Genomic DNA, 23,335 nt, shown 5'->3' on the forward strand with positions numbered 1-23,335 from the left:
CCGGACACAGGCTGAGGGATGAGCGGACTGAATCGACATATATCGGAACGGAGCGAAAACACGTGCTGAGGGATGACCGGGATTACGCTGACCGCTTAACGTTCTTGCAGGATGCATTTTTCGTGATCTTGTCAGCCCATCGATAGACAGATACTCCGCATTTATTGCCTGATCCTCCAACTACCGGGATTGTCGATTGGCTCTATCGTGTCGTGAGGATATGCTGCCAAAAGGCACTGACTGGAGACGTGGTATGCCGAATCAGGAACAACAGATAAGACGACACGACGTCGACGCGGTCGGCGTGGCGAGTGAGGCGATGGCGCAGGTTATCGGGCGATGGACCGCCGGTCAGACGGACTGTACCACCCCGATTCCGAGCCTGACGCTCTTTCGACGTGAAGCTCCGATGCCGCCGACCACTTGTTTGGTCGAGCCCAGCATTATCCTCGTGGTTCAGGGCGAAAAACAAATGCTGGTGGGCGGCGAAGCCTACTCTTATAACACCCAGCGTTTTCTGATCACGTCGCTGGATCTTCCGGCTAATTCGCAAGTGAACGTCGCCAGCCCGGACAAGCCCTGTCTGGGGTTGTCCATGAAGTTCGATCTTCGCATCATGGCGGAGCTGATCGCTCAGGGCGGTTTGCCGTTGCCCACGCTGCGGACAAATGACAGAGGCATTGGTATCGGTACGGTCACGCCGGTGTTGATTGAACCCTTCAGGCGGATGCTGGATTTGCTTGATGAGCCCGGCTCGATCCCGGTGCTCGCGCCGCTTATCGAACGGGAAATCCACTATCGCCTGCTGATGAGCGATCAGGCCGCGCGGCTGTGGCAAATCGCGTCGGTAGGAAGCCAGGGACACCGGGTCTCCCGGGCTATCGACTGGCTGAAACTCAATTACACCGCAACGCTCCGGATTGATGAGCTTGCGGCCTATGTGCAGATGAGCACATCCAGCCTGCATCATTACTTTCGGCAACTGACTGCCATGAGCCCCTTGCAGTATCAAAAGTGGCTGCGGTTGAATGAAGCCCGGCGCCTGATGCTGAACGAGGATTTGGATGCGGCCAGCGCGGCCTTCGACGTCGGCTATGAGAGCCCGTCGCAATTCAGCCGTGAGTACACGCGCCTTTTCGGGGCGCCGCCCAAGCGTGACATAGACGGATTACGGCGCAAGGCGGATAGTGGGGGAGGCGACTCTCACCCCGGAGAGCCGGATAAGCCGCAAAAACCAGCGGGGATGGTTTCCCTTTCCGATTAATCAGCGTTATTGTTTTGGTCATCCAATGCCTGTTTCAGGAATCACGATGATGAATGATTCGTTCACTATCGACGAAGAGCATGTGCGGTTTACTACCCCCGATATCGCCTTGTCGATAGGATACCGCGCCATTGCCCGCCAGTTTTTCCGCCGCAAAATCCCGTCGCCTTATGAAGTGGAAATGGCGATCGCCACCATTGAAGACCAATTGCAGGCGACACCGGCGCTACGTCAGGTGGCGCAACATATTGCTTCTGCCGACAGTTATCTTAAAGAGATAGCCCGCAGCGCCGGCAGCCACGACATGCTGACTCAGCAACAAATCGAGAACGTGTTCAACCGGGTGGCGGATGTCATTTCCGGCAGCCCCTTTCACGACGGCGAATTCCCGGATGACACGGGCTTTATCAGCTATCTGGTCATTGTGCGCGAGCTATCGCATCATCTTAATATTCAGCAGATAGCGCTGTTATAACAAGGCTACTCGTGAGCGGTATTCCTGCTCAATGTTTTATTTAGTATCAATAATAGGCAGCGCGCATTCCTCTTTACTGTTGGTATAAGCGCGTTGTAAACAGAGATATCAACAAGAGTAATGACTACAGGGTGCTTTACTGGGCGGGTATAGATGAGAAGGGTAGTGAGTGTCTGAAAAGCAAAAAGCAGATGCCTTTCGACATCTGCTTTTCTAAATCTGGCTCCTCTGACTGGACTCGAACCAGTGACATACGGATTAACAGTCCGCCGTTCTACCGACTGAACTACAGAGGAATCGCTTGAACGGGGCGCATCTTATCCGTGGTGCCCGTAAGCTGTCAACGGGCAACATCGACATTCTGCGCTGACTGCTTGGCTTCTGTACAATCCGTAGGATTCAGCGTCATTCTGATGACAAATCAGCCAGTGGATGGCTCGCTTGCCAGTGCTGCAAGCGTTCCAACGGGCTTTGGCGGTAAAAACCGCAAAAGTGTTGGTATACCGCCGGGAATCGCTCCGCCAGCAGGTCTGGCGCGCTGAAAAAATACTCGGACAACACGGCGAAGCACTCCGCTGGATCGGTCGCGGCGTAAGGGTCCATACTGGCGGCGTCTTCGCCCACCAGCTCTATTTCCTCGCGCAGTTCCTCCATCGCGGCATGCAGCACCTGCTCCCAGCGTGCTACATCACGCAGCGGCATGGAAGGAACGCCAGACGGGCGTTCGTTGCCGCGCATATCCAGTTTGTGCGCGACTTCGTGGATAACCAGATTGAATCCGGAAAGATCGAACGAATCCTGAATCTCCAGCCAGTTCAGTACGATCGGTCCCTGATCCCAGCTCTGACCCGATTGTACGCTGGGGCCGCTATGCACCAGACCGAATTCATCCATCCACTCGCCATCAACCATAAAAGGTTCGGGGTGAATCAGTACGTCATGAAAGCCGTCAAGCCATTCGATACCCAGCTCCAGCACCGGGAGCGCAAACAATAGCGCGATGCGCTGCGCCATTAGCTCAGTCAGCGCCAGCCCCTGCAGCGGCACCAGGCGTTTCTGGCGCAGAAACTGCCTGGCCAGTATGGCGATACGCTGGCGTTCAGTCTCAGCCAGCGGCGTTAACAGCGGGATTGACAACGCCTGCTGCCAGTCCGAAAAAGCGTCGGGGGTAGGGGATTTCCATTGCCACTTCATCATGGTGTTGCTCGCTAAGTCATCACTTGAATTCAAAGGCGTCGGTTTGTTCTTGTTAACATGCCATAAAACAGGGCATTATAGGCACCACTTTTACGGAGAGATGCCGGAGCGGCTGAACGGACCGGTCTCGAAAACCGGAGTAGGGGCAACTCTACCGGGGGTTCAAATCCCCCTCTCTCCGCCACTCATCCTTTAAATTCAATAGCTTACCGTTAAGTTTTTCTCTTGTCCTGCATCAGGTGGTGCATTAAAAATCCATTAGCAACAGCCTTTTCTGCCGCACTTATTTCTATCATGTTGCATTCCTCTGAGCATTCATTTTTATCTCCTCTGGCTCACACTCTCAAAACAATTTATCTTTAGGTCATTGTTGGCACGAGAAAATCTGCTCTTGCTGACGTGTGAGATACGTTAGGGATAAATGGGGTATAAATGAAAGCCAGCGACACCATGAAGGCTATAAAACAGTGGTTCAAGTTAAGCAACTACGATGTCCTTCAAGAGATCACGATCAATGATCTGAGCTATGAAATCAGTCGTCGCGTATCGTTGAACCGACATGATTTTGGTAAAGAAGGTCATCCCTGCCATGAGCGCTATCTAGAAGAAGAAGCCAAGATTTTAGCAGGCCAGCCCCTTCTGGCGAGTTCAACTGAAAAAACTTCCCCTACCACTAAAAAGAAAAATCCACTAATAGATGCGCAGTTGCACGTTCGGCATATGACTGTCAATGACATTAGCCGTTATGAGGCACGGTTACGAGACCTAAAATTGTTGCAACGTACAAACTCTTCACCTGATGCGCCATCATCACCTGTATCAAAAGAAGAAGGTACGCGCAGGCTGACCGACATTGAAACGTTTGATTCCGGCCACTCACTGTATTTGTGGCTAAACATTCGGCTACTGACTGATGATGAGGTTATTGAGCATCTCAAAAGAATGCTCCCTCAATGGCGCAAAAAATATGATGTCGGTGAACCGGATATTGGTTCGTTTCGGTTTGGGCTAAGCACTGTCAAAAAGGTGATCAATCTCAGGGTTATTCCAATGCTGGATCTGCTGCTTTGGGCGAAGCGGAATGGTGCCAAAATCTCCTATGAACAGCTATCCCGGCTTCTCTACCCTAATGACTCAGAAGTTATCAGGGGTGGCGCTCAAATCAAGGATACCGACAAACCGTTTGCTGATAAGGTTCTCACGCGTGAATTTGATCGACTGTTTAACCTCTGGTTGAGTAAAAATGACTATATGATAGATACCAAAGTAGCCGAAGCGATGAAGATGAACGAAAAAGAAGAGGAAGACGAGAAAAAAGTGAAGTAACTCACTTCCTACGTGTAGGGGGCTATCGCCAAGACTGGTCCCCATTCTTCAAAACCAGCGAAATCCACAAACTTCCATTTTCCCCGAAAACCACGTCCTGCCATTTTCTCAAAAAATCTTGTTCGCCAATCTCTGCATCTTGTGATCTCAATTTTTCCTACTATAGCTCCTGTCGAAACAACATAGAGAAAAACGAAATCTCATCGCGATTACGTAAAACAACAGAGGAAAAGACAAATGATAAACAACAACGAACAAGGTTCTATGAGAAATGAAATCGTAGGAAAAAGATTAATCCGTGTTCCTGAAGTGCTGAGAAGAGTCGGTTTTAGTCGAACCAAGATGTATGAGCTTATCAAAGAAGGCCGTTTCCCAGATAAGGTAAAAATAGGGTTAAGGTCAGTGGCGTTTGTTGAAAGTGAGATTGATGCATGGATCGATGGAATCATCTCTGATTCTCGTTACTTCCCAAAATAACTCATTATCCGTCCAGAAGTGAGTTAATAAATACTGAAATATAAAAGCATTTAACTATGAGGAACAAATATGTCTAAAGAAACCGTTATTGAAAATAAATCCACAGCGCTGTTCTTTGATCTTGCTAAAAGGTCGTTTAAGGCAAGCTGGAAAGTCCTGCAAGAGATTAATGGTGAAAGTACGGAGCTTCTGGATGATCCTGATTTTATGAGTCCATTCATTATGAATGTATTTGACCATATCCAGAAAAACTTTGAGAAGTTCACGGCTCAAGAAGGTAATCGTGGTGATATTACCGAAGTAAACTTTGAACAAGTTGCAGCAATGTTGGTGCGGTATTCAGATAGTTTTAGAAAGTAAGTTTAACGTTGCCCCGCAAGGGGCTAACAACCATAAATATAACAGAAGGATTAAAAATGAAAGAGATAGTGCTAAATGAAAAAAGTGAAACGGTAATGCATCTTATTTCAACTGTATTACAGGGGTATTGCGAAACGATTTATCACATAAATGAAACAGAGCCTGAAACAGCAATGAATATTTTATCAGGAGAAATGTTGTCAGAGATACTTTATGACATTCTGATTGCACATGAAGTTGAAGTGTGTGTTAAAGATGAGAGGTATAAAGATTTATCTGATATCAACTTTGATGAGTTGAAGGAAAAGATTTTATATTGGCATAAAGAACACATCATTGAACTGGTGTTAAAAAACATAAATCAGAATGACACTGATGGCCCTGTTTATTGGAAGTTAAAAATGACAGTGGACCGTGATTGATAAACGATTATATTCCCTCGTTGAGAGGGAGATAAAATAGATAATAAAACTGAGAGACTTAATATGATTGATGAATTCCACGTTATGTTTATGTATAGAAAAATCCAAGCTGAAGCTGCTACTACTGACTTAAAGATTCTGAACCAACTGTTGAAGAAGTTCCGCAAGGTGGTAGCGGAGCGCCGTGAAGATTACTATCAGGAGATTGGTGAGAAGAAGGCGCGTAAGCAGAAGATGACAAGGATCCGCAAGTTGATGGAGAAGGATGGGGTATCACCAGAGGAGTTATGCTCAGTTGATTTATATTTGGCCTAAAACTTTTGTGACTCATAGTCCTAGCAAAACGAACCGACAGCTTTGTGCCAGAAACAGACATTTTTAACTAATATGCATATCTAATTCCGGGTGAAGATCAATCTTTATGCGATAACATATTGACATAATTGATTTTAATCGCATCTAATGTTACTAAGATCTGTGGCAATGTAATCTTCAAAATTTTTTTAACATTTTCAGATGAATAAATAGTAGATTCTGGGATGATTTACTTAAAATAAGGGGATATATGTTAACTGTATTCAACTGTGGGCAAGGCGATGCGATAAAACTGGAAAATGACTTTTGTCTATTTAATGCCACCAAGCCTCTTTATATTGATTTAGGGCCTGAAAACTATACATGTACTGTAAATTCTCCAGTAATAGATCTTCTTATAACTCATTCACATGATGATCATATTCGTGGGAAATTCAAAAATAATAACTTTAGTGTGGATACACTATATATACCAGCTTATTTTCCTGAGATATATAAGATACTTAAGAAGCTATTAAGAAATCAGTTTGTTAAAATTCCAAACATATTTCGGAGGGTTGAATTATTAAGTGAGGGTTCCTCAATTGGGAATTGTATGCATGCAAAAGTTTTAAATCCACCTTTAGATCCTAACGAAATATTTAGCAAGAAAAATGTTTCAGATATTTCAGAGAGAGATATTGCCTTATTTTTAGAGCAGAACAGCACAAGTATTAGTGACATCATTAATCAGGAAACACCATTTATTAACATAAGTTACCCTGAGGGATATAATAGTGAACTCTTCATAAAAATAGCTGTTAATATAATAAGGCAGTTAACTAAAAATGGAAATGTCACAATAGAAAAAGCAATAAAAAGATTTCTAGAATATGATGCAAATAAAATAAGTGTAGTATTTAAATATTATCAAGAATATAACGATATTTCATATCTGATGACTGGTGATGCAGATCGCTCAGTGTTTAATCGCTTAATTAAGAGTAAATGTTGTTTAAGAGCTGATGTATTAAAAGTGCCTCATCATGGAAGTATTAAGAATTTAAGCAAAAGGATTTTATCTAAAATATCACCTTCTGTAGCAATCATCTCTCACGATAATGGAAAGTTTGGTAAGGCAAAAGATACACATCCAAACTCTAAATTAATAACCATTCTTAAGAGTCAAGGTGTAATAACGTACTATACGAATGATGTGAAAAAGAATGGGGCATTAATCGAAAATGCCCACTCGGGACCAATAACAAATGCTGATGCGATTATTATATAAGTGGTTAATAATTTATATTGTATTGTTTAGCAAGCATTTTTTAAATTGTTGGCGGCATCAGCCAAGTCTTTTCTTGCCGCTTCATTTTCTTTCGTTCGTTTATATACCTTTCGTGGTTTCTCGATCTTGATACTGTTCTTAGCATTAGGAACAGCATTATTCTTTTTTTTCTTACTAAAAACAAAGGCATCAGTATAGATCTCTTTAGTTTCAGTTTCTAAAGCTAAACCTCGTCTTTTTTGTTGTGAAAGATCTGCATAATACTCTGGATATTGTTCAATATCGGCATTGAGGCTTTTAGCATTGCTTAAATGCTCTTTACGCTTCTCATCAAGTTGATGACTCATACCCTTAGCGAAAATATTTGAGTTGATATACAGGTGTCCATGATGCTCAACAAGTATTCCTTTCTGCTTGAGTTTTTTGAATATGTTAGACATATTCCCGGATGCGATATTCAACGCTTTACAGAGTGAAGACTGTGAAAGGTTGATAAGGTTTCCGAACTCCATGTACTCTAAAATATAAGTTAATACACGGAATTCATTCTTAGATATATCTAAATCAGAAAAAACACGAAAGTTGGAAGTGAAAGCAAAAACATAAGGCTGTGCAAATGATATTGCTTTATCTTCTTCTGTTGCAATAACAGTGGTCGATTTTATATCCTTGTTTTGCAGCAAGTGTCTTGCGATATCAATCTTTTGTTCTGTGGTTAATGTTTCAAATAGGTGAAGTAGTTCAGTGTCATTAGTATTCATATTATTCTCTCTTATAGTTTTTATTATGTTATTTTTAATACTATGCAGGAAAATAAAAGTCAATAGTTAAACTATAAATAAAATAGGGTTTTTATTATTATGATATTGCTATATGTTAAAAAAACTATGTTTAAACATAGATCCCGCTATGTTTAAACATAGGACGATTCTATGTTTAAACATAGGTGTCCGCTATGTTTAAACATAGCAAAACAAGTTGTGAAGCCTTGATTTTATTGGGTTGGGACAGTGCTTATAATTAAATAATTAGTAAGAAGTTAAGAGAGTCCAGTTTTCCTTTTTTCTTATGTGCGGAGTGTTTTACGTGGGAATATGTGGTTTTCTTGAGAGTTATTTTCAGCGAAGTGATTGTTTCGGACAATCACGAAGCGCTGCTGATGTTATAGAAATACTGCAATTGTTTTACCTCTATTTTATTGGCGGCTATCGCCGCAATTCTTTATGGATAAATCCATCACTAACAGGGTCAAGCCCTGTTCCAGCAATGTGATTGTTTCGGACAATCACGAAGTGCTGCTTCTTTGCATATAGTTTTCCTATACGTTTAAGAGCAAATGCTATATGTTATAGTATTAACACTATGTTTAAACATAGGATCAATTTTATTATTTGATGATGAAATGATCTGAACGAGATCTTTTCTTTTTTACAAAAATTGAAAGCTTTCTTCTCGAAATAGAAAATTATTTACATCAGAGTTAGGGCGTAGCCGTGCTCATGAAAACGGGTTTATCGTTTTCGACAGCACATATGAGCGTTAGCTCATAAGATAAATATCTTTTCAAAAGAAAGTGAGAATAGGAAGTAAAACGTTATTGTCCAAGAGTTAAATTTGAATTTTATAATGAAAATATAGTATTAAAAAATAAAGCAACAAGGAGAATAAAAGTGAATAATATTAAAATCATTATGATTTTTCATGCCAAAGAGAAAATACCATTTATGACCTGTATGGTTAAAGACGTTGCAGAGAACGAACAAGGTATAAAACTTACCCTTGAAAACGGTAATAACATCTATGTTAAAGATTACGATTCTTTTTTTCTATCTGAATCAGCGAATAATTGCGATAAGGAACGAATGGTAAATGTGTATGGGAGATTAATTTCTGAACTCAGCCAAGTCAGCGAAGAAACGGTCAGATCGCTGATGCCATAACCCGAAACCTATAATAACTATCATCCCAACACACCCGTTAGTATTCTGGATGATTATTATTAATGTGGCAGAGTAAAGGCTAATGCACCAGACGAACCTGTGTTGATGAACTCGCGTGGCCTAAAGGATTTACGTGAAGCAATAGGTGCAGATAACTTCAAGCCTCTCGCAGTATCGTACTTCACACCGATATGGGCTATCCGGTAGCTGAATATTTACATTCTGGTGTCAGACGAGCCATAAAACCTACACACCTTGACTGTGTTCAGGATTTGACCGATGGGTAAGTAGTAATGTTCGGGAACGGAGCGTTTTGCATGAGACTGAGGGTAATCGCTAGGAGGCGTCATCTCAAGCTTTTGACAGATTTAAGATCGCTGTTTCTGGTACAGATGAATTTAGGAAATATCAACTTTTAAAACATATCGTGGTACCGCTTTTTCATAATAGGTGTTATCAGAGAATTTACTGACATTTGTATAACCACCCATTTCAGTTCTACCTCGTAAAGTTAAAATAGCCCCAGATGCAAAAAGAACTTCTTTCTCGTGGCCCAGATTAGTTCCACTATGTCGGAAAACGAACACTTTTGTTTGAGGGCAAATAACATTTAGAACTATTAGAGTTAGTGCATTTTCATCATACGCTTTACCTCGCCAAAGTGCATTAGATTGAGCGACTAAGGGGCATAAAGATGTAGATAGTGGTCTTTCTGTTTTTAAAATTGTTCCTATGGGTTTTCCGTTAAAAAAATTCCCACCATGAACTAGTTGTTGTTTTTGGGTAAGTAGCTTTCCACAAGAAATTATCTCTTTATCTACATCATCAAAATTCATGTCCAGAGAATATTTTTTTTGATAAAATGCCAACGGCTTTGGTGTTTTTGACGGCATTAACTCTCGCCATTTTTTGTACTCATTCGAATTCGCTAAATTATCTTCAATATGATTTTCTAAATCATTAGAAACGCTGCCTGCTATAACTAATCTTGCAGCATCATGCATGTTATCAGCATAGTTTATCAATTTTTCATTTACTTTATTTGATGGAAAAAATTTATTTTTATGATAAAATTGAATAAGCTCTTCCAATGTAGCATCCCGCTGTTTCCATATCTCAAATCTGGTTGAAAATTGATCAACAATTGGCAAGTATTTTGACATTTATTTTTCATCCATATGAAAAATAAAAATAAAATAATGATTTTGTATTTCTATGTCAAGATTAAAAGTGTTGTGTCAGGTTTTCTATGTTGTGAGTGGGTAACGGTAGCTATGACTTTTATGATAGTAATAAAAATAAGAATGCGATCCGAATTTTAGGGGCGGGGATGTTTTTTTGAAAACTATAGTAGTATATGGAATTTACTATGAGTCATTCGCTTTTATTCTGCTAACTAATATCAGTATTCCAAAAAAATTATTTCGTAATAATGAAGCCAGAGTAATCTGGCTTCATCAGGAAAATGATAATTAAGTGATTTTTTGTTCTAATTAAATTAATCCAACAACCCACGCGAAACTTTACTAGCCGTCTGACTGAAATTATATCGGTCAACAACATTCCCTTTAAACCAGATTTCAAGGGAGTTCATATGAGCGGTGTTGCTGTTCTTCAGCAGGGCCAGACCGGGAATGTAGTTCGATATCTGGCTCTCACCTGACATACTGGAGTAGGACCACATTTCCTGACCATCATTGCTGGCGCGTGTTTGCGGCTCCCCGAATGCAGCCAAGATTTCCTGCTGCGTAGTTTTCCCTTTAACGATTTTGGTTTTAACGGTCTGTTGGGTTTCGTTTTTCAGGGATTTATTACCATAAGTCGTGCAGGCGGAAAGAGGCAGGATCACCAGTGCCGCAATAAGCAGTTTTTTCATATTAACTCCGATAAAACATAACAATAAAAAAGTAGTATGAAGGAGATTAAAAATCATGTTGGTCGTAGACCACCACAAGCCTGTTTCATTGATTACTGGCGAACATGTGCCTCCACAGAAAAATGGAAAAGCATTAGGTGAACGAGTAATCGGGTAAATTAAGTGATTATCACGTTATTCCATATGAAACCTTGCCTGTGTATTTCCCCTGATGTGCATAACAGCCATTCCTGCCCCATAAAACAGCCTGTAGTGCGTTTTGGCTTTTACTGAGCCAGAAGTACGTGGCAAATCGCTTTGTAAGCCTCTGATTAACTCTATCTATCAGCGTCAGGTATGGCAAGCAAAATGATCGGTATATCAGATCGATAATTACATATCGATAGATAATAACGATTAATATTGTTTTATCGATCGGTATTTTAATTGCTTTTATCGATCGATATAAAATTAACAATAGATATTATCTATCATTAATTCAGTTTTGATCGTTACAAACGATATGACGGCCAGCGGAAATAATTGAAAGCTATCAATTGGTTAATGAGGTGGCTGTGCTCTTATGTATCTGTCAGAACAAGCTGTAACGGATACCGGTAAACAGTCGCCTCCCTTAAATGACAGCGTTTTTGATTATCAGGATGGATAAGTAGATGAAGAAGATTTTGCTCGTTGCTGGCACGGCACTGGTTCTGGCGGGATGTGGTGAGAAAGGCGACTTTGAGAAGGCTATCAACGCAAAAATATCACAGTCCAAAGTATGCTACTCACTCAAGGACAATGATGTTGTATTCAATAAAGGCTTCCCCAGACGGGTGAACCGTGGTTTCCGCTCTGCCGGATACAGTGCCAGTGATGAAATCCTTAAAGGACTTGTTGAACAGGGGCTGTTAAAGGTTTCGCAAGAATCTGACGGGTTTAACAGTGTTGATGTTCTGGAAGTTACCGATAAAGGTCAGGAAGTTGAGTTCTGGGATCGCAAAGACGGTGCCTGTGTGGGCCATCGTGCTGTTGCTGAGGTTAAAAGCTGGACCGAACCCAGCGAAGGTAATGGCGTTAAAATGACGCAAGTGACTTATACGTGGAAACTGGATGGTGTACCGGGCTGGGTAGATAAGAAAGCCTTTTCTGGCGTCAAGGGGATGGCTACACCCGAAGAAGCCAAAACTGTTCTGGTGAAAACAAATAACGGCTGGCAGGCTAACTAAGAGGCTATTATGGAAAATAAAACTATCCAGTGTCCTTTCTGCTTAAAGGAAAGCCAGCGCGGTGTTCACGTTTGTACTGGCTGTATGGCGACTGTTTTTTATGGAGCCTTTCCACAATGGTATGCAGCTGTTGTTATGCTGCTGGCTTTTGGTCTGTCAGCGTTGATCGGTATGTCTACAGGCATAGCTGGGGCTACTATCAGTCTGCCAATAATAGCTGCCGTTGGGTTTGTCGCTGGGAAGGCTATCTTTGCTGATAATGTTGTTTTCAGGCGAAGAATGTAATAAAAATCTTGTAAAAAAACCACTTCGTTATTATATGAAGTGGTTTTTTTGTTTTGAGAAAAATATTTCACTCCATTCTTACTCGAGTGATTTCATATAATTAATTAATATGTTTGCAATGGTAATTTAAAATTTGACTTTTCATGAAGGATTTATTATGAAATGCTTAATGAAATAGGATAGTAAAAGTCTTAACTATTTCCATCGGGGGTTTTATGAGTGTTGCTGATTGAATGCCTTGATTCGGAAATTGATAAGATTGATATATTCTTAATATTTTTTAATCGTATCGAATAGACCAAATTGATGATTTTTTATAATGACTATCGCGAGATAGTCGCTCGGAATATGAAAAAAATTAGGTCTACATCATAAATGTAATACAACCAGTAGGAGTTTTTATGTTAATAAAAGGAAAGTGTCAGTCATTATCAAATGATGTTCAGAAATATTTTTTGGATGGTATGAAAAATACCCCTGTTATTATTGATGTATGTACTGGCAAAGCTGTTGAAAATCAGATGGTGAGAGTTCCTCGTAGTTTTTACCATCACCAGTTATATCAATGCCAAAAGATATTACATTTGATGAAACGTTGATAGGAGCAAAGGAATAATACCAAGTAGGTGCTTTTGATTTAAATGTTTTGTTCTTATTGATAACGTTTATATCATCTATCCCAACAGGGTAATAACCCATAAATTCAAGGCTATGTAATAATGCGGGATTGGTTGCATAGTAATCAATAGCAGATACAATATTTAATCCCGAAGGAGCAATAGTTATTCTGCATTTTGTATTATTGATTGCATGAAGCTTCCCATTAATGATAGTGTGATATTTTAATGCTTCTGCTTGTTTTTTAGTAATTTCTCTTCCATCGGGCAAACCATGCCCAATGGGATCTTGATCTGTGGTTAAGCTAATTGCTGAGTTTTCCATAACAATGCCGTTGGAAGATAAAAATGTACCTAACATAATCAAGCCATCATTAATGATGTTTTCAGCAGCTTTCTGTGATGTAAAATGATAAAGATATTGCATGTGGTAAGCCCTTTATTGTCCTGAACTATAGGGATAAAACCATAGAAACATCCTTTTAGTCAATGATGAAAAACGATGGGATTAGTCCCTATCACGATGACCCGGTGACCTCAGTATTGGGTCGGCTCACTGTTCTATCCTTTAAACGAATAAAGCGTAAAGTGTCGTTGCCTGATATGGATGCATTTTTGGATTAGCGGGCTGATGCGGTGAGAAAGGTGAGCGATTAACGCGCAAATATCAAAGTCCAAGCTGTGCTACTCACTGCAGGACAACGACATTGTATTCAACAAAGGTTTTCCGATTAAGGTTAACCGTGGCTACCGTTCTGCCGGAAACAGTGCCAGTGATGAAATCCTTAAAGGACTTGTTGAACAGGGGGTGCTCAATGTTTCACAACAGGCAAATGGCTTTAGCAGTGTTGATGTTCTGGAAGTCACGGACAAAGGACAACAAGTTGATTTTTGGGACCGTGAGGAAGGTGCCTGTGTTGGTCATCGGGCAGTTGCTGAGATAAATGAATGGACCGAACCGGGAAACGGTAATCAGAAAGTTGTTCGCGTGTATTATACATGGAAATTGGCGGATGTTCCCTCATGGGGGGACAAAAAAGCGTTCTCCAGCGTCAAGGGTTTGAATGAACCTGAAGAAGGAATGATTAATCTTGTTAAAACCAGCAATGGCTGGAAAGCGATTTAAGGGGCTATTATGGAAAACAATACAATCCAGTGTCCGTTTTGCCTAAAAGAAAGCCAGCGGGGTGTGCATGTTTGTACAGGCTGCATGGCGACTGTTTTATATGGAGCCTTCCCCGGCTGGTATGCTGCAGTGGCTATCTTACTTACATTTGGCCTGTCTATCATGATCGGAATGTCTACAGGCATCGCGGGTGCTACTATCAGCCTACCAATAATTGCGGCTGTTGGGTTTGTCGCTGGTAAGGCAATTTTCTTTGATAATGTTGTGTTCAGAAGAAGGATGTAATAGTTCTTTAATTATGTAAAGGAGCTATATTTATATATAAAATATAGTTCTTATTTTTTAATCGAAAACTACTTCTCTTGGTTCTTTTTTTATTGTTTCGTTATTGATGTCATTTTTTGTTGTAGGTGTATATTAACTGAAAAGAAAATTTTTATTCATTGGCACTAATTGAAATCAATTAATTTCACCCGGATTTTTGAGAAATATCAGTATCATATGTATAATTTTTACAAAAGAAAAATGTGGGGTCTGACTGATAAGGATATCATAAGCTAAATGCAACATGTGTATATGTTATGATTACCAAAATAGAGTAACTCTTTATCTTTCTGTTTTTTTATTATATAATGAGGTAAAGTATATTTCGGTGTTAATGAGATGACAAGGAAGAGAATAAAAAAGTTAAATAAATCAGAGCTTTTTTCTATATTATCCGATGAAGATGTAGTTAATTTTATTCATCAGTATAAGAATAATAATAAAATATCCTCTGCCGAGGAAAGTTCTTTTCTTGCTAATATTATGCAGTTTTTCAAACCGTTAACACTTAAATTGGAGAATGGTAAAGAAATAATCATTGGCGAATTTTTTGGTTATTCCGTTAAGTTTTTATTACAACAAAAAATTTACAATGAAAAAACAAAGCGATATTTTTCATTAGATTTATTATTACAATTAAAAGATGAGGAAGATGATTTTTTAATTTGCCAAATTGCTTTGGAGTATGATGGTGATGATAGGCATTTAATACAAGATGGGGTGATAAATGATAAAAAAAGAGACCTGTATGTGTTCAGCAATATGCATGTTGAAACCCTCCGTTTTGATACATCAATGTTAAGTAATAAAGGAAAAATTACAGATATAGGGAAGGCATTAAAGAAATATTTTTCGTATAGATTGAAACTAGTTAGTGAGAGTTATAATTATGTTAATAATAAAATTTTAAGTAAGAATGAGAGCCTGATAAAAAGAACCTCACTATTAAAATCATCGAAAAAATTTGTTAAATGCCCATTGTGTGAGGGGGTTGGAATTCTCGGTATAAAGCATTGTATATTGTGTGGTGGTGTTGGTTCGATAAAACATGAGTCTGCAATAGCTTTGGATGATAATATGTTTACTGATGGTTATGATTGTCCTGAATGTCAACCGTCTAATAAACTAGCTCCTAATAAAAACTGTAAAGTATGCATGGGATTAGGTACAATAAGTCGAGAAAACGCCATTGAGTATCAGGTGAATAAACAAAAATTATCATAATGCATTTGAGATGGAATATTTTAATTTTTATTTTACACTTTTAAGATTAAATGGTTTTGATTTTATGTTTATACCCTCATTGATATATTTCGGAGAAATGGAGGGCGCGAGATCCATGTTCTTATCAACATCAAACTGTTCCCGGTTAGGACGACTTGGAAAATGAACAGTCTCATTATTACCTGATACGTCGCCACAGAACTCTGCCTGTGGTGATTTTGGGACATTGTTAAATTTAGTGCGTTTTTCAAACTCTGTGCGTAGGACATAGATACCCAGAAGATCGTCAAACACATAGCTCTCTGCGATACGCTTATCGTGCTCAGCATCAGCATCAGCATCAGCATCAGCATCAGCATCAGCATCAGCATCAGCATCAACGGCAATCGGAACTGGCTTCTGCTTGGCTCAGATGAATTTTTCTTTTGTGTATCCGACTACCAACAGCTTGAAACGCTTGAACAAACCAGTCTGACGAGGTTTAACCTGCTTCCTCTTACTTTTAACAGGAGCGCGTTTAATCGCTCTGGCAGTTGGAGATGATGAGGATTTCAGATTAGTGCGGGTATGAGGCGCAGGGGCAACCAGAACAGGCTGTTGCACTTCGGATGATGATGACTGTGAGCTTGGTGTCAGCCAATACGATTTCAATAGGTTAAGGATGCTCGGACATGGTGAATCTTGTAAGGTCAACAGTGAGATGAAGGTCCAACTCTCTAAAGTTACTGGATTTTTTGCCGATCATAGGATCGGTCCTTCCTTCGGTGGGAGATAACTGATACCGTTTAGAATTAGGAGCTTGTAATGATTTTAGAAGATATGGATTGGGATAGATCACCAATTGATTACAACAAAAATGTAAAAAATGATGTTCATGAGGCTAGACGTTGGTTCCATGCAGAGTGCTCGCCATCAGGTAAAATATCAAATCCTGATATCTTGCGGGCTAACTTGATGGAAGAAATGGTTAAGATGAAAAGAGATTTCCCCCGCCGCTATCTCACTCATGCTATTTATGTTTTTGTTTTCAATGGATTCATTAAAAATCCATTATATCTGACCTTTGATGATATTGAAAATGCTCGTTGGGTTATCAAGAAAGAAGAGTATGGTTATCCAGAACTACCACCAAACAAAGAAGTAATGAACATCCCACAATCACATTTTAATTTTTAATAACATATCCGACTTGTGTTTCTTGCTACAAGTCGGAGTGATTTTTTGAAATTATGACCACATTGGCTCCGTCATTAAAAAATGAATTTGACAATTCAATTGGGTTTGTTATATTTTTTGTAAAATGAACATTATTAAAAAAAGGATAAATAATGAATAAAGATATATTTGAATGTGAAACAGAAGAAGATTTAATTAAAAATAAATATGACATAAACAAGGTTGATCAATGGGGTAGGAATGCGTTGTTTTATTCGGATTTAGAAAAAAGTAAATGGTTAGTTAAATATGGTGTTAATTTAAATTTATTGGATGATGATTCAGTGAATATATTAATGAATATTCCATCAAATCATATCGATAAAGCTCAGTTTCTTATAGATATCGGTATTGATTTAAGCATCTTCAAAAGTAATCCAGAGAGATTAAATAATATGAGGTCTCAACCTGTTAAGAATCTAATTATAAAACATTTGATATGACACTATGAAAGTGAAATGATAATTTCAATGTATTATCACTTTTTATCATATCCTTAGCATTAACATGCATATTGAGTGCGAGGAAAATTAATTATCAATAACGAATTAATTTATCTTTGCCAAAATAGCTATTACCTGTCCTTATAGCCATTGTGTGGTCTTAGGGTGTGTCCCGTAACTATTTTTTGTACAGATCAGCATTGTTATAACTGTGCCAAAAAACGCGTTTAAGCGATAAAAAACTACTAAAACGTTCAATTTTTAACCAAAAATCACCTTTCGGAAATGATTCTTGCGGCACTTTTTAGCGCGCTGCGAGGTTAAGGGACAGACCCTAGTTTGGGTATTGGCAGTTTACTATCAACAGCTAGTGTTGGTATATAGTCAAGATCGCTATCAGGTTGCGCTGGCTTAACCGGACGACTTGGAAAACGTCTGATCTCATCAGGTGTTGGAGTATAAGTGTCACTGTTAAATCTGGCACGTTTTTCATACTCAACGCGTGAAACATAGATGCCTCGAACCTCATCAAACACATAGTTTTCGGCAATACGTTTATCGTGGTCAGCATCAACGGAAACAGGAGTGGGTTTCTTCTTGGCCCAGACGAATTTCTCTTTTATATATTCCACCACCAGTAAAGTGAAACGTTTAAAGATACCATCCTGACGAGGTTTAACCTGCTTCCTCTTACTTTTAACAGGAACGCGTTTAACCGCTCTGGCCGTTGAAGAGGATGGAGTTTTCAATTTGGTGCGTGTATGAGGTGCAGGGGCAACCAGAACAGGCTTTTGGTCTTCTGATGATGACGACTGTGAATCTGTCTCATAGAACTCTGTTCGAGGTTGTATTTCAGGTAAGACGATTTCAACAGGTTCAGGAAGCTGCGACACAGTAAAGCTTCTGAGGTCAACAACGATCTGAAGATCCAAATCTTTGAAGACACTATATGTGGCCTGAGCTTCCTGTTTCATCTCATCACGTACAGCCTGTTCCGCAGCACGTTTTTCCTGAACGCTTCGACTGTTCCACTTGGCACGATGAACACGCTGCATTGCCGGGCGGCTGGTTGCTGTTGCTTTGGCAAGCCATAGGGCTTTTTCTTCTGCATCCAAGGTAATAGCAGCATGTTCGAGTGCTTCATTATGTTGAGCCTCAATAGAACGATGATCAATACGTTCATTACTGCCAGCAGCAGTAAGATAGCGGTTGGCAAGAGCAGACCACGCTTCACGCCACAGTATTACGTTTTTCTTGTCGTTCCAGCTCCTTTCTTTTTTACCAAAGCCATCAGCGGTGATTGGTTTTAATGTCAACATCACATGAGCATGTGGATTATTGCCATCCAAATCGTGGAAGGCGATATCGGCAATCATTCCTTTCTCAACGAAATTCTTCTGGCAGTATTCAACGACCAGTTTTATCTTGTCTTCATTATTCAGTTCACAGGGAATAGCCACATCAAAATAACGGGCTGTTTGACCGTCTTTCTGACGCTCAACTCTTTCAACTTCATTCCACAAGGAGCTTGAGTTTTCGACAATATCAGCAGGTGCAGAAACAGGTGCTAATATCAGATGATGGAATAAATCTGTTCTGTGGCTGAAATCATAGGTATTACCTGTGCGATCATCAGTTATTCTGCAACGTGCATGATAGGCTGCCTTCCTACAGGAAGACATCCCCTCAGAACGTTTCACAATTTTAAACTCCAGATGAAATATCGCCATATAATAAAAGACCTCAATATAAAATAAAACCAAAATATAAAACGCAACGATAACTATGCTGTCGTTAGTTTTTCGCAAGAAAAACTTCGGGGTTGACGTTGACTTTGTTTCCGAAGGAAACGGTGTTAGCCTGCGGCAGGCAACCGTCGGTAGACCCCACACACTGCGTAGCAGTGTATAAGTGGGCATTGTCTTATTAAAAATAGAGACAATGTAAAAGCCTCCCTACTTAATTAATACGAAATATATGAATGCCTGTAAAACAAAACGCCGAATTAAGCGGCGCAATCTGGATAAACGGGCGAAGTATTCCCTCGATATTATAATGATGGGGTTTAGATGGCGTCCGAAGGACAAATAGAGTGTTAATTTATCCCGCCGTAAGGCGGGAAAACCCTAAAACAAGCAAATAGATGTGGTTATAGGTAATTTTCCCTGTGGCAGAATTCACAGGTTAACTATGAAAATCAGGATTGAATTTTAACAGGTGAAATGAAAAGCACTAATAAACAAAAATAAGTAACGCGGTGAGATCGAGATTTTAGAATCAGCGAGATTTTATGTGGTATGTTTGCTAGATTATTTTTCATCGTCTTTATCTTTACTGATCTGAGATGTTTGGGGTAATCTATCTATTGTTGGAATGGTAATCACTATCTGTGATTCATTGACTTTTTACATTCACTTATTTTTGAGTGTATTGTTAGTGTTTAAATGGGCGTCTCTGAATGTCGCTGATAATGTATGAATATAAACACAAGAGTAAAAGTATGCCAAAATCTAAAATTGATATTTTATTAAAACATAAATGTGTATTAGTGCATTGTGCCGGGTTTGTTAAGATGGTTGGGAATGAAGATACAAATTCTTTAACATATCTAGGTAGACTAAATAGAGTGGTCAAGGATACAAACACTGCCATCGCATGTTCGACTATATCTCATTCTGATACTTATGAAAAAGGTAATTATACTGGGAAATTGGGTGTTGTGATTAGACCAAAGTCGGGAGGGTCTATTTTAGATTGTTCGTCAGGGGATGCAGGAACCACTCCAGCGAGCAGAGATGAAATGAAAGGTAATATGAAAGCTTCTGATTCGCATTTTGAAAGCGCTATAGTAAACAGAGGGGGAAACGAATATAATGAGATTTGTGTTTGTGAATATGAAATTATAGGTGTTTTTTTTGATTGTCCGGTTCAATATCTTGGCGAGAATGGTAACTATACAGATGTGACCTCAAAAGAAATATACAATAATTTCGGTAGTGAAATGTCTTATTATTTCTTGCACGGTGGATGTTTCTTTAAAGCAGAGTATGACTTAGATAGTAATGAATTTAAGTTTATTGAATCTGCATTTCGTTTTTATTTGTGAGTATTTATCCAAATCGCTTTGGATTGCGATTTATAAAATAAAATCATCCATTGTATTGATAATTTTTAAAAATATGCTAAATGATAATATATAACAAAAACAAGGAGGTGTAATGTATAAAAATAACGATGAGGCCATTGATTGGGAAGCCAAGAGACTTTTAGATGATGGGATCTATACCGATACAGAACAAGCCTATTTAGAAGCAGAGAAACTAGTAAACCAGATAAGGGAACAAGCAAAACAGCGCCATATAAAGCAACAATTTAAATTGAAAATTAAGTCAATCAAGAAAAAAATTGGTAATGGTTATGATTATGCGGATGTCCCTTATGTCAACAAGAAAAAACAGTGGGGAGAGCATAAATGACCAGAAAAGATATCAAACAACAAATAGCTTCAGCACAGGAACGCTTATATTTCTTGGAAGCTAAAAAGAAACAGAAAACGAAAAAAGAAAACACCCGCCAGAAAATTATTTTCGGTGCAGAGGTTGCCAAAGTATTAGGATGTGATATTGGTTATGTAGATAAAGAATTAGTCTTCGGTGTTCTGCTCAATATATCTAATCTACCTGAGCGTGATATTGAAAGGTATAAAGCACATGGCCAAGTCTATATCGAGAATGTTATAAATAAATCCAAATGCTAATTATTTTTTTTCACGTCCAAACGGTGAACCGGCCTAAAACTTGCTTTTAGGTCGGTGAGCTGTTGAGTAAGCCCTAGAGGGCGCGGTAGCTTGTTTCAGTGTATTTAGATGCATTAACTCAAAGTTAAACTGACAATTTTCGCCGATAGATCACAATCAAATCTGACAGACTGCATTGTGTAAGGGAAGGAAGTTCACATTTGTTACTCACCCTGATTATGACATTACTTAAATAGAGGTGTGTTAATTAACACCGAGCAGATCACATCTCTGATGTTTAAGATGATGATATGTTGTACAACAAGCATAGCTTCGTGTTTTTACTCAATGTGGATGCGCATATGAAAGTTTTAAAAAATTCAAATCTTTCAGACGAATTTGAAGGATGGGATGATGACAAGATTTATGAGTTTGATGATGGTACTAAGTGGAAATTAGCTTCTTATACATACAGTTATAGTTACAGCTATCGCCCTAAAGCAAAGCTGTATACTGATGGCTCACGGTATTACTTAGAAGTAGAAGGAATGGGGCCTCCTGTTGAAGTTGTTCAGGTTTACTAATTATAGACGCTGCGGAAGTGGCCTTGGACTGCCTCCATAAAGGGACAGTCCATTATAGTTATCTTGGTGCAACAAGCGTCAACTCAGAGAACGGTTTTTCCGATGCAATACTTTGTTAGCTTTTTAGTTTTTTGATTAATTTTTCAGCTATTTCGACACCTAGTTCGATACGCTTTTTGTCAATATTTTCTGCCGTAGAATGTACTTGGGAATTTCGAATCATGCGTAATTCGGTAAGCTGATTGATATCTTCCATTTCCAACACTCCCTCACGTATTGCCATTTCCCATTTGAATGTATGTCTGGTGTCTACACTAGAGCCTTCGAATATTTTGCGAAATAATATCTCTACTTCGTTAAATAGTAATATAAGGTTTTCGAGTGTGACCTCTGCGCCTTTGGAAACAACTTTCACACCAAATAAATTATTTAATAGAACGGCTGCTATTTGCCGATAAGCATCCAAGTATCGGCGATCAACTCCTAAACCAGTTCCATTATGATATAGCTGATTTCTGATGCGATGATAATGCTCGATATCACCGTCATTTAATCCAGCTAGTTTTGGCTTAGCTTTGTTAAACAGAAGATCAATCATTTTTGGAAAGCTGTTACCAGCTTCTTCAACTTCCTTTCGTTGGAATCTTACACCCGATATTTTTTCCGGAAGAGATAAGAAAGTTCTGATGGAGGTCTCAACTGAATTATCAACGCTAATGAAAGCAATTCTGCTATCAAAAGCGGTCTCTAGCTTAATGTGCGAATCCGCATGTCTTAACAACTCTAATGAGCCGGACGCCCAAGTTTCTTCCATATTCGATCTCCGATTCGTGAGGCTAATGCTTACTCGACGGAAAGTTCTGTACTAAGCACTTATTATTCCACCTTTATAAGTTTAATGTGCAGATAATTACATACATTTCCCAAATATTCCAATATATTATGCGGTCGCTTAAATTTGCTGAACCAACAAATACTGGTTAACCCGCCTAACAGCAGTAGAGGCATCCAGATATAAACTGGATAAAATTACAGCACTCATCGTTTGGCGAGAAGTCAGAAATGTCTGCTTCTGGCACCGAACAGCCTGTCCGATTAAGTGACTCCCCATTGCACCAAATACAACAGGGAGTCATATAATTAAATAGTAAAGTCTTCCAGCGTTTTACCACTTTCCAGCGCTGCGGCGATAGCTTTTGGTGTCCGACCCTGACCTGTCCACGTCTGTTCGTTGCCGTTTTCGTCAATATATTTGTACTTGGCAGGATGGGGAGTACGTTTAGCTTTTGCTGTTTTGCTGGTAACACCTGCGTCGAGCAGTTCAGACGGATCAATGCCATCTTCCAGCAGTTTGGCGCGTAAGGATTCGATTTTAGCCTGACGCTCTGCGTTTTGTTGCTGTGCGCTGGCCTCTTCTTCACGCCGGTCTTCAACAATGGCGGTCAGCTTTTCCAGCATTTCTTCCAGTGTTGCCAGATCGGTTTCACGGGACTGAGCACGAAGGGTGCGAATGTTGTTTAATATTTTTAGGACTTCACTCATTATCATTTAACCTGAATGTTGAACGTCATAAACATCATACTATAAACGATAAAATGATACAGATACTATAAATGTGTTTGATACCGATTAATAATCGGTTTTATGGATT

28 protein-coding genes and 2 tRNA genes are annotated in these 23,335 nt (G+C 39.5%); 21 read left to right on the top strand and 9 right to left on the bottom strand.

Going from position 1 to position 23,335, the window contains the following annotated elements; genetic code table 11:
* Positions 1–319: 319 nt before the first annotated feature.
* Both DXXMK7_RS08140 and DXXMK7_RS08145 read left to right on the top strand, forming a co-directional pair.
* Positions 320–1,264, top strand: a complete 945-nt coding sequence (locus DXXMK7_RS08140; RefSeq protein WP_371206763.1) for an AraC family transcriptional regulator — start codon at positions 320–322, stop codon at positions 1,262–1,264.
* 46 nt (positions 1,265–1,310) lie between these two features.
* The gene (locus tag DXXMK7_RS08145; protein WP_038918648.1) at positions 1,311–1,739 is read left to right on the top strand and encodes a hypothetical protein; all 429 of its coding nucleotides are present in this window, start codon (positions 1,311–1,313) and stop codon (positions 1,737–1,739) included.
* A gap of 220 nt (positions 1,740–1,959) precedes the next feature.
* Here DXXMK7_RS08145 and DXXMK7_RS08150 read toward each other — a convergent pair.
* Both DXXMK7_RS08150 and mtfA read right to left on the bottom strand, forming a co-directional pair.
* Positions 1,960–2,035 (bottom strand) — tRNA-Asn (locus DXXMK7_RS08150).
* A 109-nt stretch (positions 2,036–2,144) separates the two neighbouring features.
* Positions 2,145–2,936, bottom strand: coding sequence for a DgsA anti-repressor MtfA (gene mtfA / locus DXXMK7_RS08155; protein ID WP_038918649.1), 792 nt, complete (start codon positions 2,934–2,936; stop codon positions 2,145–2,147).
* Positions 2,937–3,030: 94 nt separating this feature from the next.
* Between mtfA and DXXMK7_RS08160 the strand changes: the two genes are divergently transcribed.
* The 7 genes from DXXMK7_RS08160 (at position 3,031) to DXXMK7_RS22585 (ending at position 7,106) form a co-directional block, all read left to right on the top strand.
* Positions 3,031–3,120, top strand: a tRNA-Ser gene (locus DXXMK7_RS08160).
* A 248-nt stretch (positions 3,121–3,368) separates the two neighbouring features.
* A complete protein-coding gene (locus tag DXXMK7_RS08165) occupies positions 3,369–4,262 on the top strand; it encodes a DUF6387 family protein (protein ID WP_038918651.1) in 894 nt (297 codons plus the stop codon).
* A gap of 264 nt (positions 4,263–4,526) precedes the next feature.
* Positions 4,527–4,739 carry an AlpA family transcriptional regulator gene (locus DXXMK7_RS08170; RefSeq protein WP_038920914.1) on the top strand — a complete coding sequence of 71 codons (213 nt, stop codon included), beginning with the start codon at positions 4,527–4,529 and terminating at the stop codon, positions 4,737–4,739.
* 69 nt (positions 4,740–4,808) lie between these two features.
* Positions 4,809–5,099, top strand: a complete 291-nt coding sequence (locus tag DXXMK7_RS08175) for a hypothetical protein (protein WP_038918652.1) — start codon at positions 4,809–4,811, stop codon at positions 5,097–5,099.
* Between the two features lie 56 nt (positions 5,100–5,155).
* Positions 5,156–5,521 carry a hypothetical protein gene (locus DXXMK7_RS08180; RefSeq protein ID WP_038918653.1) on the top strand — a complete coding sequence of 122 codons (366 nt, stop codon included), beginning with the start codon at positions 5,156–5,158 and terminating at the stop codon, positions 5,519–5,521.
* Between the two features lie 63 nt (positions 5,522–5,584).
* Positions 5,585–5,836 carry a DNA-binding protein gene (locus DXXMK7_RS08185; protein WP_038918654.1) on the top strand — a complete coding sequence of 84 codons (252 nt, stop codon included), beginning with the start codon at positions 5,585–5,587 and terminating at the stop codon, positions 5,834–5,836.
* Positions 5,837–6,086: 250 nt separating this feature from the next.
* On the top strand, positions 6,087–7,106 hold the full coding sequence (locus tag DXXMK7_RS22585; protein WP_152490639.1) for a ComEC/Rec2 family competence protein: 1,020 nt from the start codon (positions 6,087–6,089) through the stop codon (positions 7,104–7,106).
* A 26-nt stretch (positions 7,107–7,132) separates the two neighbouring features.
* On the opposite strand, the gene DXXMK7_RS08190 is transcribed toward DXXMK7_RS22585, so the two are convergent.
* The gene (locus DXXMK7_RS08190; protein ID WP_038918655.1) at positions 7,133–7,867 is read right to left on the bottom strand and encodes a DNA-binding protein; all 735 of its coding nucleotides are present in this window, start codon (positions 7,865–7,867) and stop codon (positions 7,133–7,135) included.
* 909 nt (positions 7,868–8,776) lie between these two features.
* On the opposite strand from DXXMK7_RS08190, the gene DXXMK7_RS08195 reads away from it, so the two are divergent.
* A complete protein-coding gene (locus tag DXXMK7_RS08195; RefSeq protein ID WP_050569993.1) occupies positions 8,777–9,046 on the top strand; it encodes a hypothetical protein in 270 nt (89 codons plus the stop codon).
* A 398-nt stretch (positions 9,047–9,444) separates the two neighbouring features.
* Here the strand turns inward: DXXMK7_RS08195 and DXXMK7_RS22590 are convergent, their stop codons facing one another.
* Together DXXMK7_RS22590 and DXXMK7_RS08200 are read right to left on the bottom strand one after the other, a co-directional pair.
* Positions 9,445–10,209 carry a hypothetical protein gene (locus DXXMK7_RS22590; RefSeq protein WP_152490640.1) on the bottom strand — a complete coding sequence of 255 codons (765 nt, stop codon included), beginning with the start codon at positions 10,207–10,209 and terminating at the stop codon, positions 9,445–9,447.
* Positions 10,210–10,544: 335 nt separating this feature from the next.
* Complete coding sequence (locus DXXMK7_RS08200) at positions 10,545–10,922, bottom strand: hypothetical protein (protein ID WP_038918658.1); 378 nt, start codon at positions 10,920–10,922, stop codon at positions 10,545–10,547.
* 653 nt (positions 10,923–11,575) lie between these two features.
* On the opposite strand from DXXMK7_RS08200, the gene DXXMK7_RS08205 reads away from it, so the two are divergent.
* Together DXXMK7_RS08205 and DXXMK7_RS08210 are read left to right on the top strand one after the other, a co-directional pair.
* Positions 11,576–12,130 (top strand): membrane lipoprotein lipid attachment site-containing protein, encoded by a 555-nt coding sequence (locus DXXMK7_RS08205; protein WP_038918659.1) that lies wholly within the window; start codon positions 11,576–11,578, stop codon positions 12,128–12,130.
* A 9-nt stretch (positions 12,131–12,139) separates the two neighbouring features.
* Positions 12,140–12,415: a hypothetical protein gene (locus tag DXXMK7_RS08210; RefSeq protein ID WP_038918660.1), complete on the top strand. Its 276-nt coding sequence runs from the start codon at positions 12,140–12,142 to the stop codon at positions 12,413–12,415.
* A 483-nt stretch (positions 12,416–12,898) separates the two neighbouring features.
* Here DXXMK7_RS08210 and DXXMK7_RS22595 read toward each other — a convergent pair whose 3' ends face one another.
* Positions 12,899–13,459: a hypothetical protein gene (locus DXXMK7_RS22595; RefSeq protein WP_152490641.1), complete on the bottom strand. Its 561-nt coding sequence runs from the start codon at positions 13,457–13,459 to the stop codon at positions 12,899–12,901.
* Between the two features lie 225 nt (positions 13,460–13,684).
* On the opposite strand from DXXMK7_RS22595, the gene DXXMK7_RS21840 reads away from it, so the two are divergent.
* The 5 genes from DXXMK7_RS21840 to DXXMK7_RS08235 all read left to right on the top strand — a co-directional run bounded on the left by DXXMK7_RS21840 (position 13,685) and on the right by DXXMK7_RS08235 (position 17,364).
* Positions 13,685–14,158, top strand: coding sequence for a DNA-directed RNA polymerase subunit beta (locus DXXMK7_RS21840; RefSeq protein ID WP_152490642.1), 474 nt, complete (start codon positions 13,685–13,687; stop codon positions 14,156–14,158).
* A 9-nt stretch (positions 14,159–14,167) separates the two neighbouring features.
* Complete coding sequence (locus DXXMK7_RS08215) at positions 14,168–14,443, top strand: hypothetical protein (RefSeq protein WP_038918661.1); 276 nt, start codon at positions 14,168–14,170, stop codon at positions 14,441–14,443.
* 378 nt (positions 14,444–14,821) lie between these two features.
* Positions 14,822–15,706, top strand: coding sequence for a hypothetical protein (locus DXXMK7_RS08220; RefSeq protein ID WP_038918662.1), 885 nt, complete (start codon positions 14,822–14,824; stop codon positions 15,704–15,706).
* A gap of 804 nt (positions 15,707–16,510) precedes the next feature.
* Positions 16,511–16,882 carry a hypothetical protein gene (locus DXXMK7_RS08230; protein ID WP_038918664.1) on the top strand — a complete coding sequence of 124 codons (372 nt, stop codon included), beginning with the start codon at positions 16,511–16,513 and terminating at the stop codon, positions 16,880–16,882.
* Between the two features lie 152 nt (positions 16,883–17,034).
* The gene (locus DXXMK7_RS08235) at positions 17,035–17,364 is read left to right on the top strand and encodes an ankyrin repeat domain-containing protein (protein ID WP_038918665.1); all 330 of its coding nucleotides are present in this window, start codon (positions 17,035–17,037) and stop codon (positions 17,362–17,364) included.
* 320 nt (positions 17,365–17,684) lie between these two features.
* Here the strand turns inward: DXXMK7_RS08235 and mobQ are convergent, their stop codons facing one another.
* The gene (gene mobQ, locus DXXMK7_RS21845; RefSeq protein ID WP_071605257.1) at positions 17,685–19,094 is read right to left on the bottom strand and encodes a MobQ family relaxase; all 1,410 of its coding nucleotides are present in this window, start codon (positions 19,092–19,094) and stop codon (positions 17,685–17,687) included.
* 770 nt (positions 19,095–19,864) lie between these two features.
* Here mobQ and DXXMK7_RS22605 point away from each other — a divergent pair.
* From DXXMK7_RS22605 to DXXMK7_RS08270, 4 genes are all read left to right on the top strand, one after another.
* Positions 19,865–20,470: a hypothetical protein gene (locus DXXMK7_RS22605; protein WP_152490643.1), complete on the top strand. Its 606-nt coding sequence runs from the start codon at positions 19,865–19,867 to the stop codon at positions 20,468–20,470.
* Between the two features lie 112 nt (positions 20,471–20,582).
* Entirely contained in the window at positions 20,583–20,840 is a 258-nt protein-coding gene (locus DXXMK7_RS08260; RefSeq protein WP_038918671.1) for a hypothetical protein, read from the top strand.
* Positions 20,837–21,121 carry a conjugal transfer protein TraD gene (locus DXXMK7_RS08265; RefSeq protein ID WP_038918672.1) on the top strand — a complete coding sequence of 95 codons (285 nt, stop codon included), beginning with the start codon at positions 20,837–20,839 and terminating at the stop codon, positions 21,119–21,121. The genes DXXMK7_RS08260 and DXXMK7_RS08265 overlap by 4 nt, the downstream gene beginning before the upstream one ends.
* A 341-nt stretch (positions 21,122–21,462) precedes the next feature.
* Complete coding sequence (locus DXXMK7_RS08270) at positions 21,463–21,684, top strand: hypothetical protein (protein ID WP_038920915.1); 222 nt, start codon at positions 21,463–21,465, stop codon at positions 21,682–21,684.
* 115 nt (positions 21,685–21,799) lie between these two features.
* Here DXXMK7_RS08270 and DXXMK7_RS08275 read toward each other — a convergent pair whose 3' ends face one another.
* Together DXXMK7_RS08275 and DXXMK7_RS08280 are read right to left on the bottom strand one after the other, a co-directional pair.
* The gene (locus DXXMK7_RS08275) at positions 21,800–22,498 is read right to left on the bottom strand and encodes a hypothetical protein (protein ID WP_038918673.1); all 699 of its coding nucleotides are present in this window, start codon (positions 22,496–22,498) and stop codon (positions 21,800–21,802) included.
* Positions 22,499–22,824: 326 nt separating this feature from the next.
* Positions 22,825–23,226 (bottom strand): H-NS family nucleoid-associated regulatory protein, encoded by a 402-nt coding sequence (locus DXXMK7_RS08280; RefSeq protein WP_038918674.1) that lies wholly within the window; start codon positions 23,224–23,226, stop codon positions 22,825–22,827.
* Positions 23,227–23,335 lie beyond the last annotated feature (109 nt).

It is taken from the genome of Dickeya sp. MK7 (assembly GCF_000406305.1).
Taxonomy (GTDB): Bacteria; Pseudomonadota; Gammaproteobacteria; order Enterobacterales; family Enterobacteriaceae; genus Dickeya; species Dickeya fangzhongdai.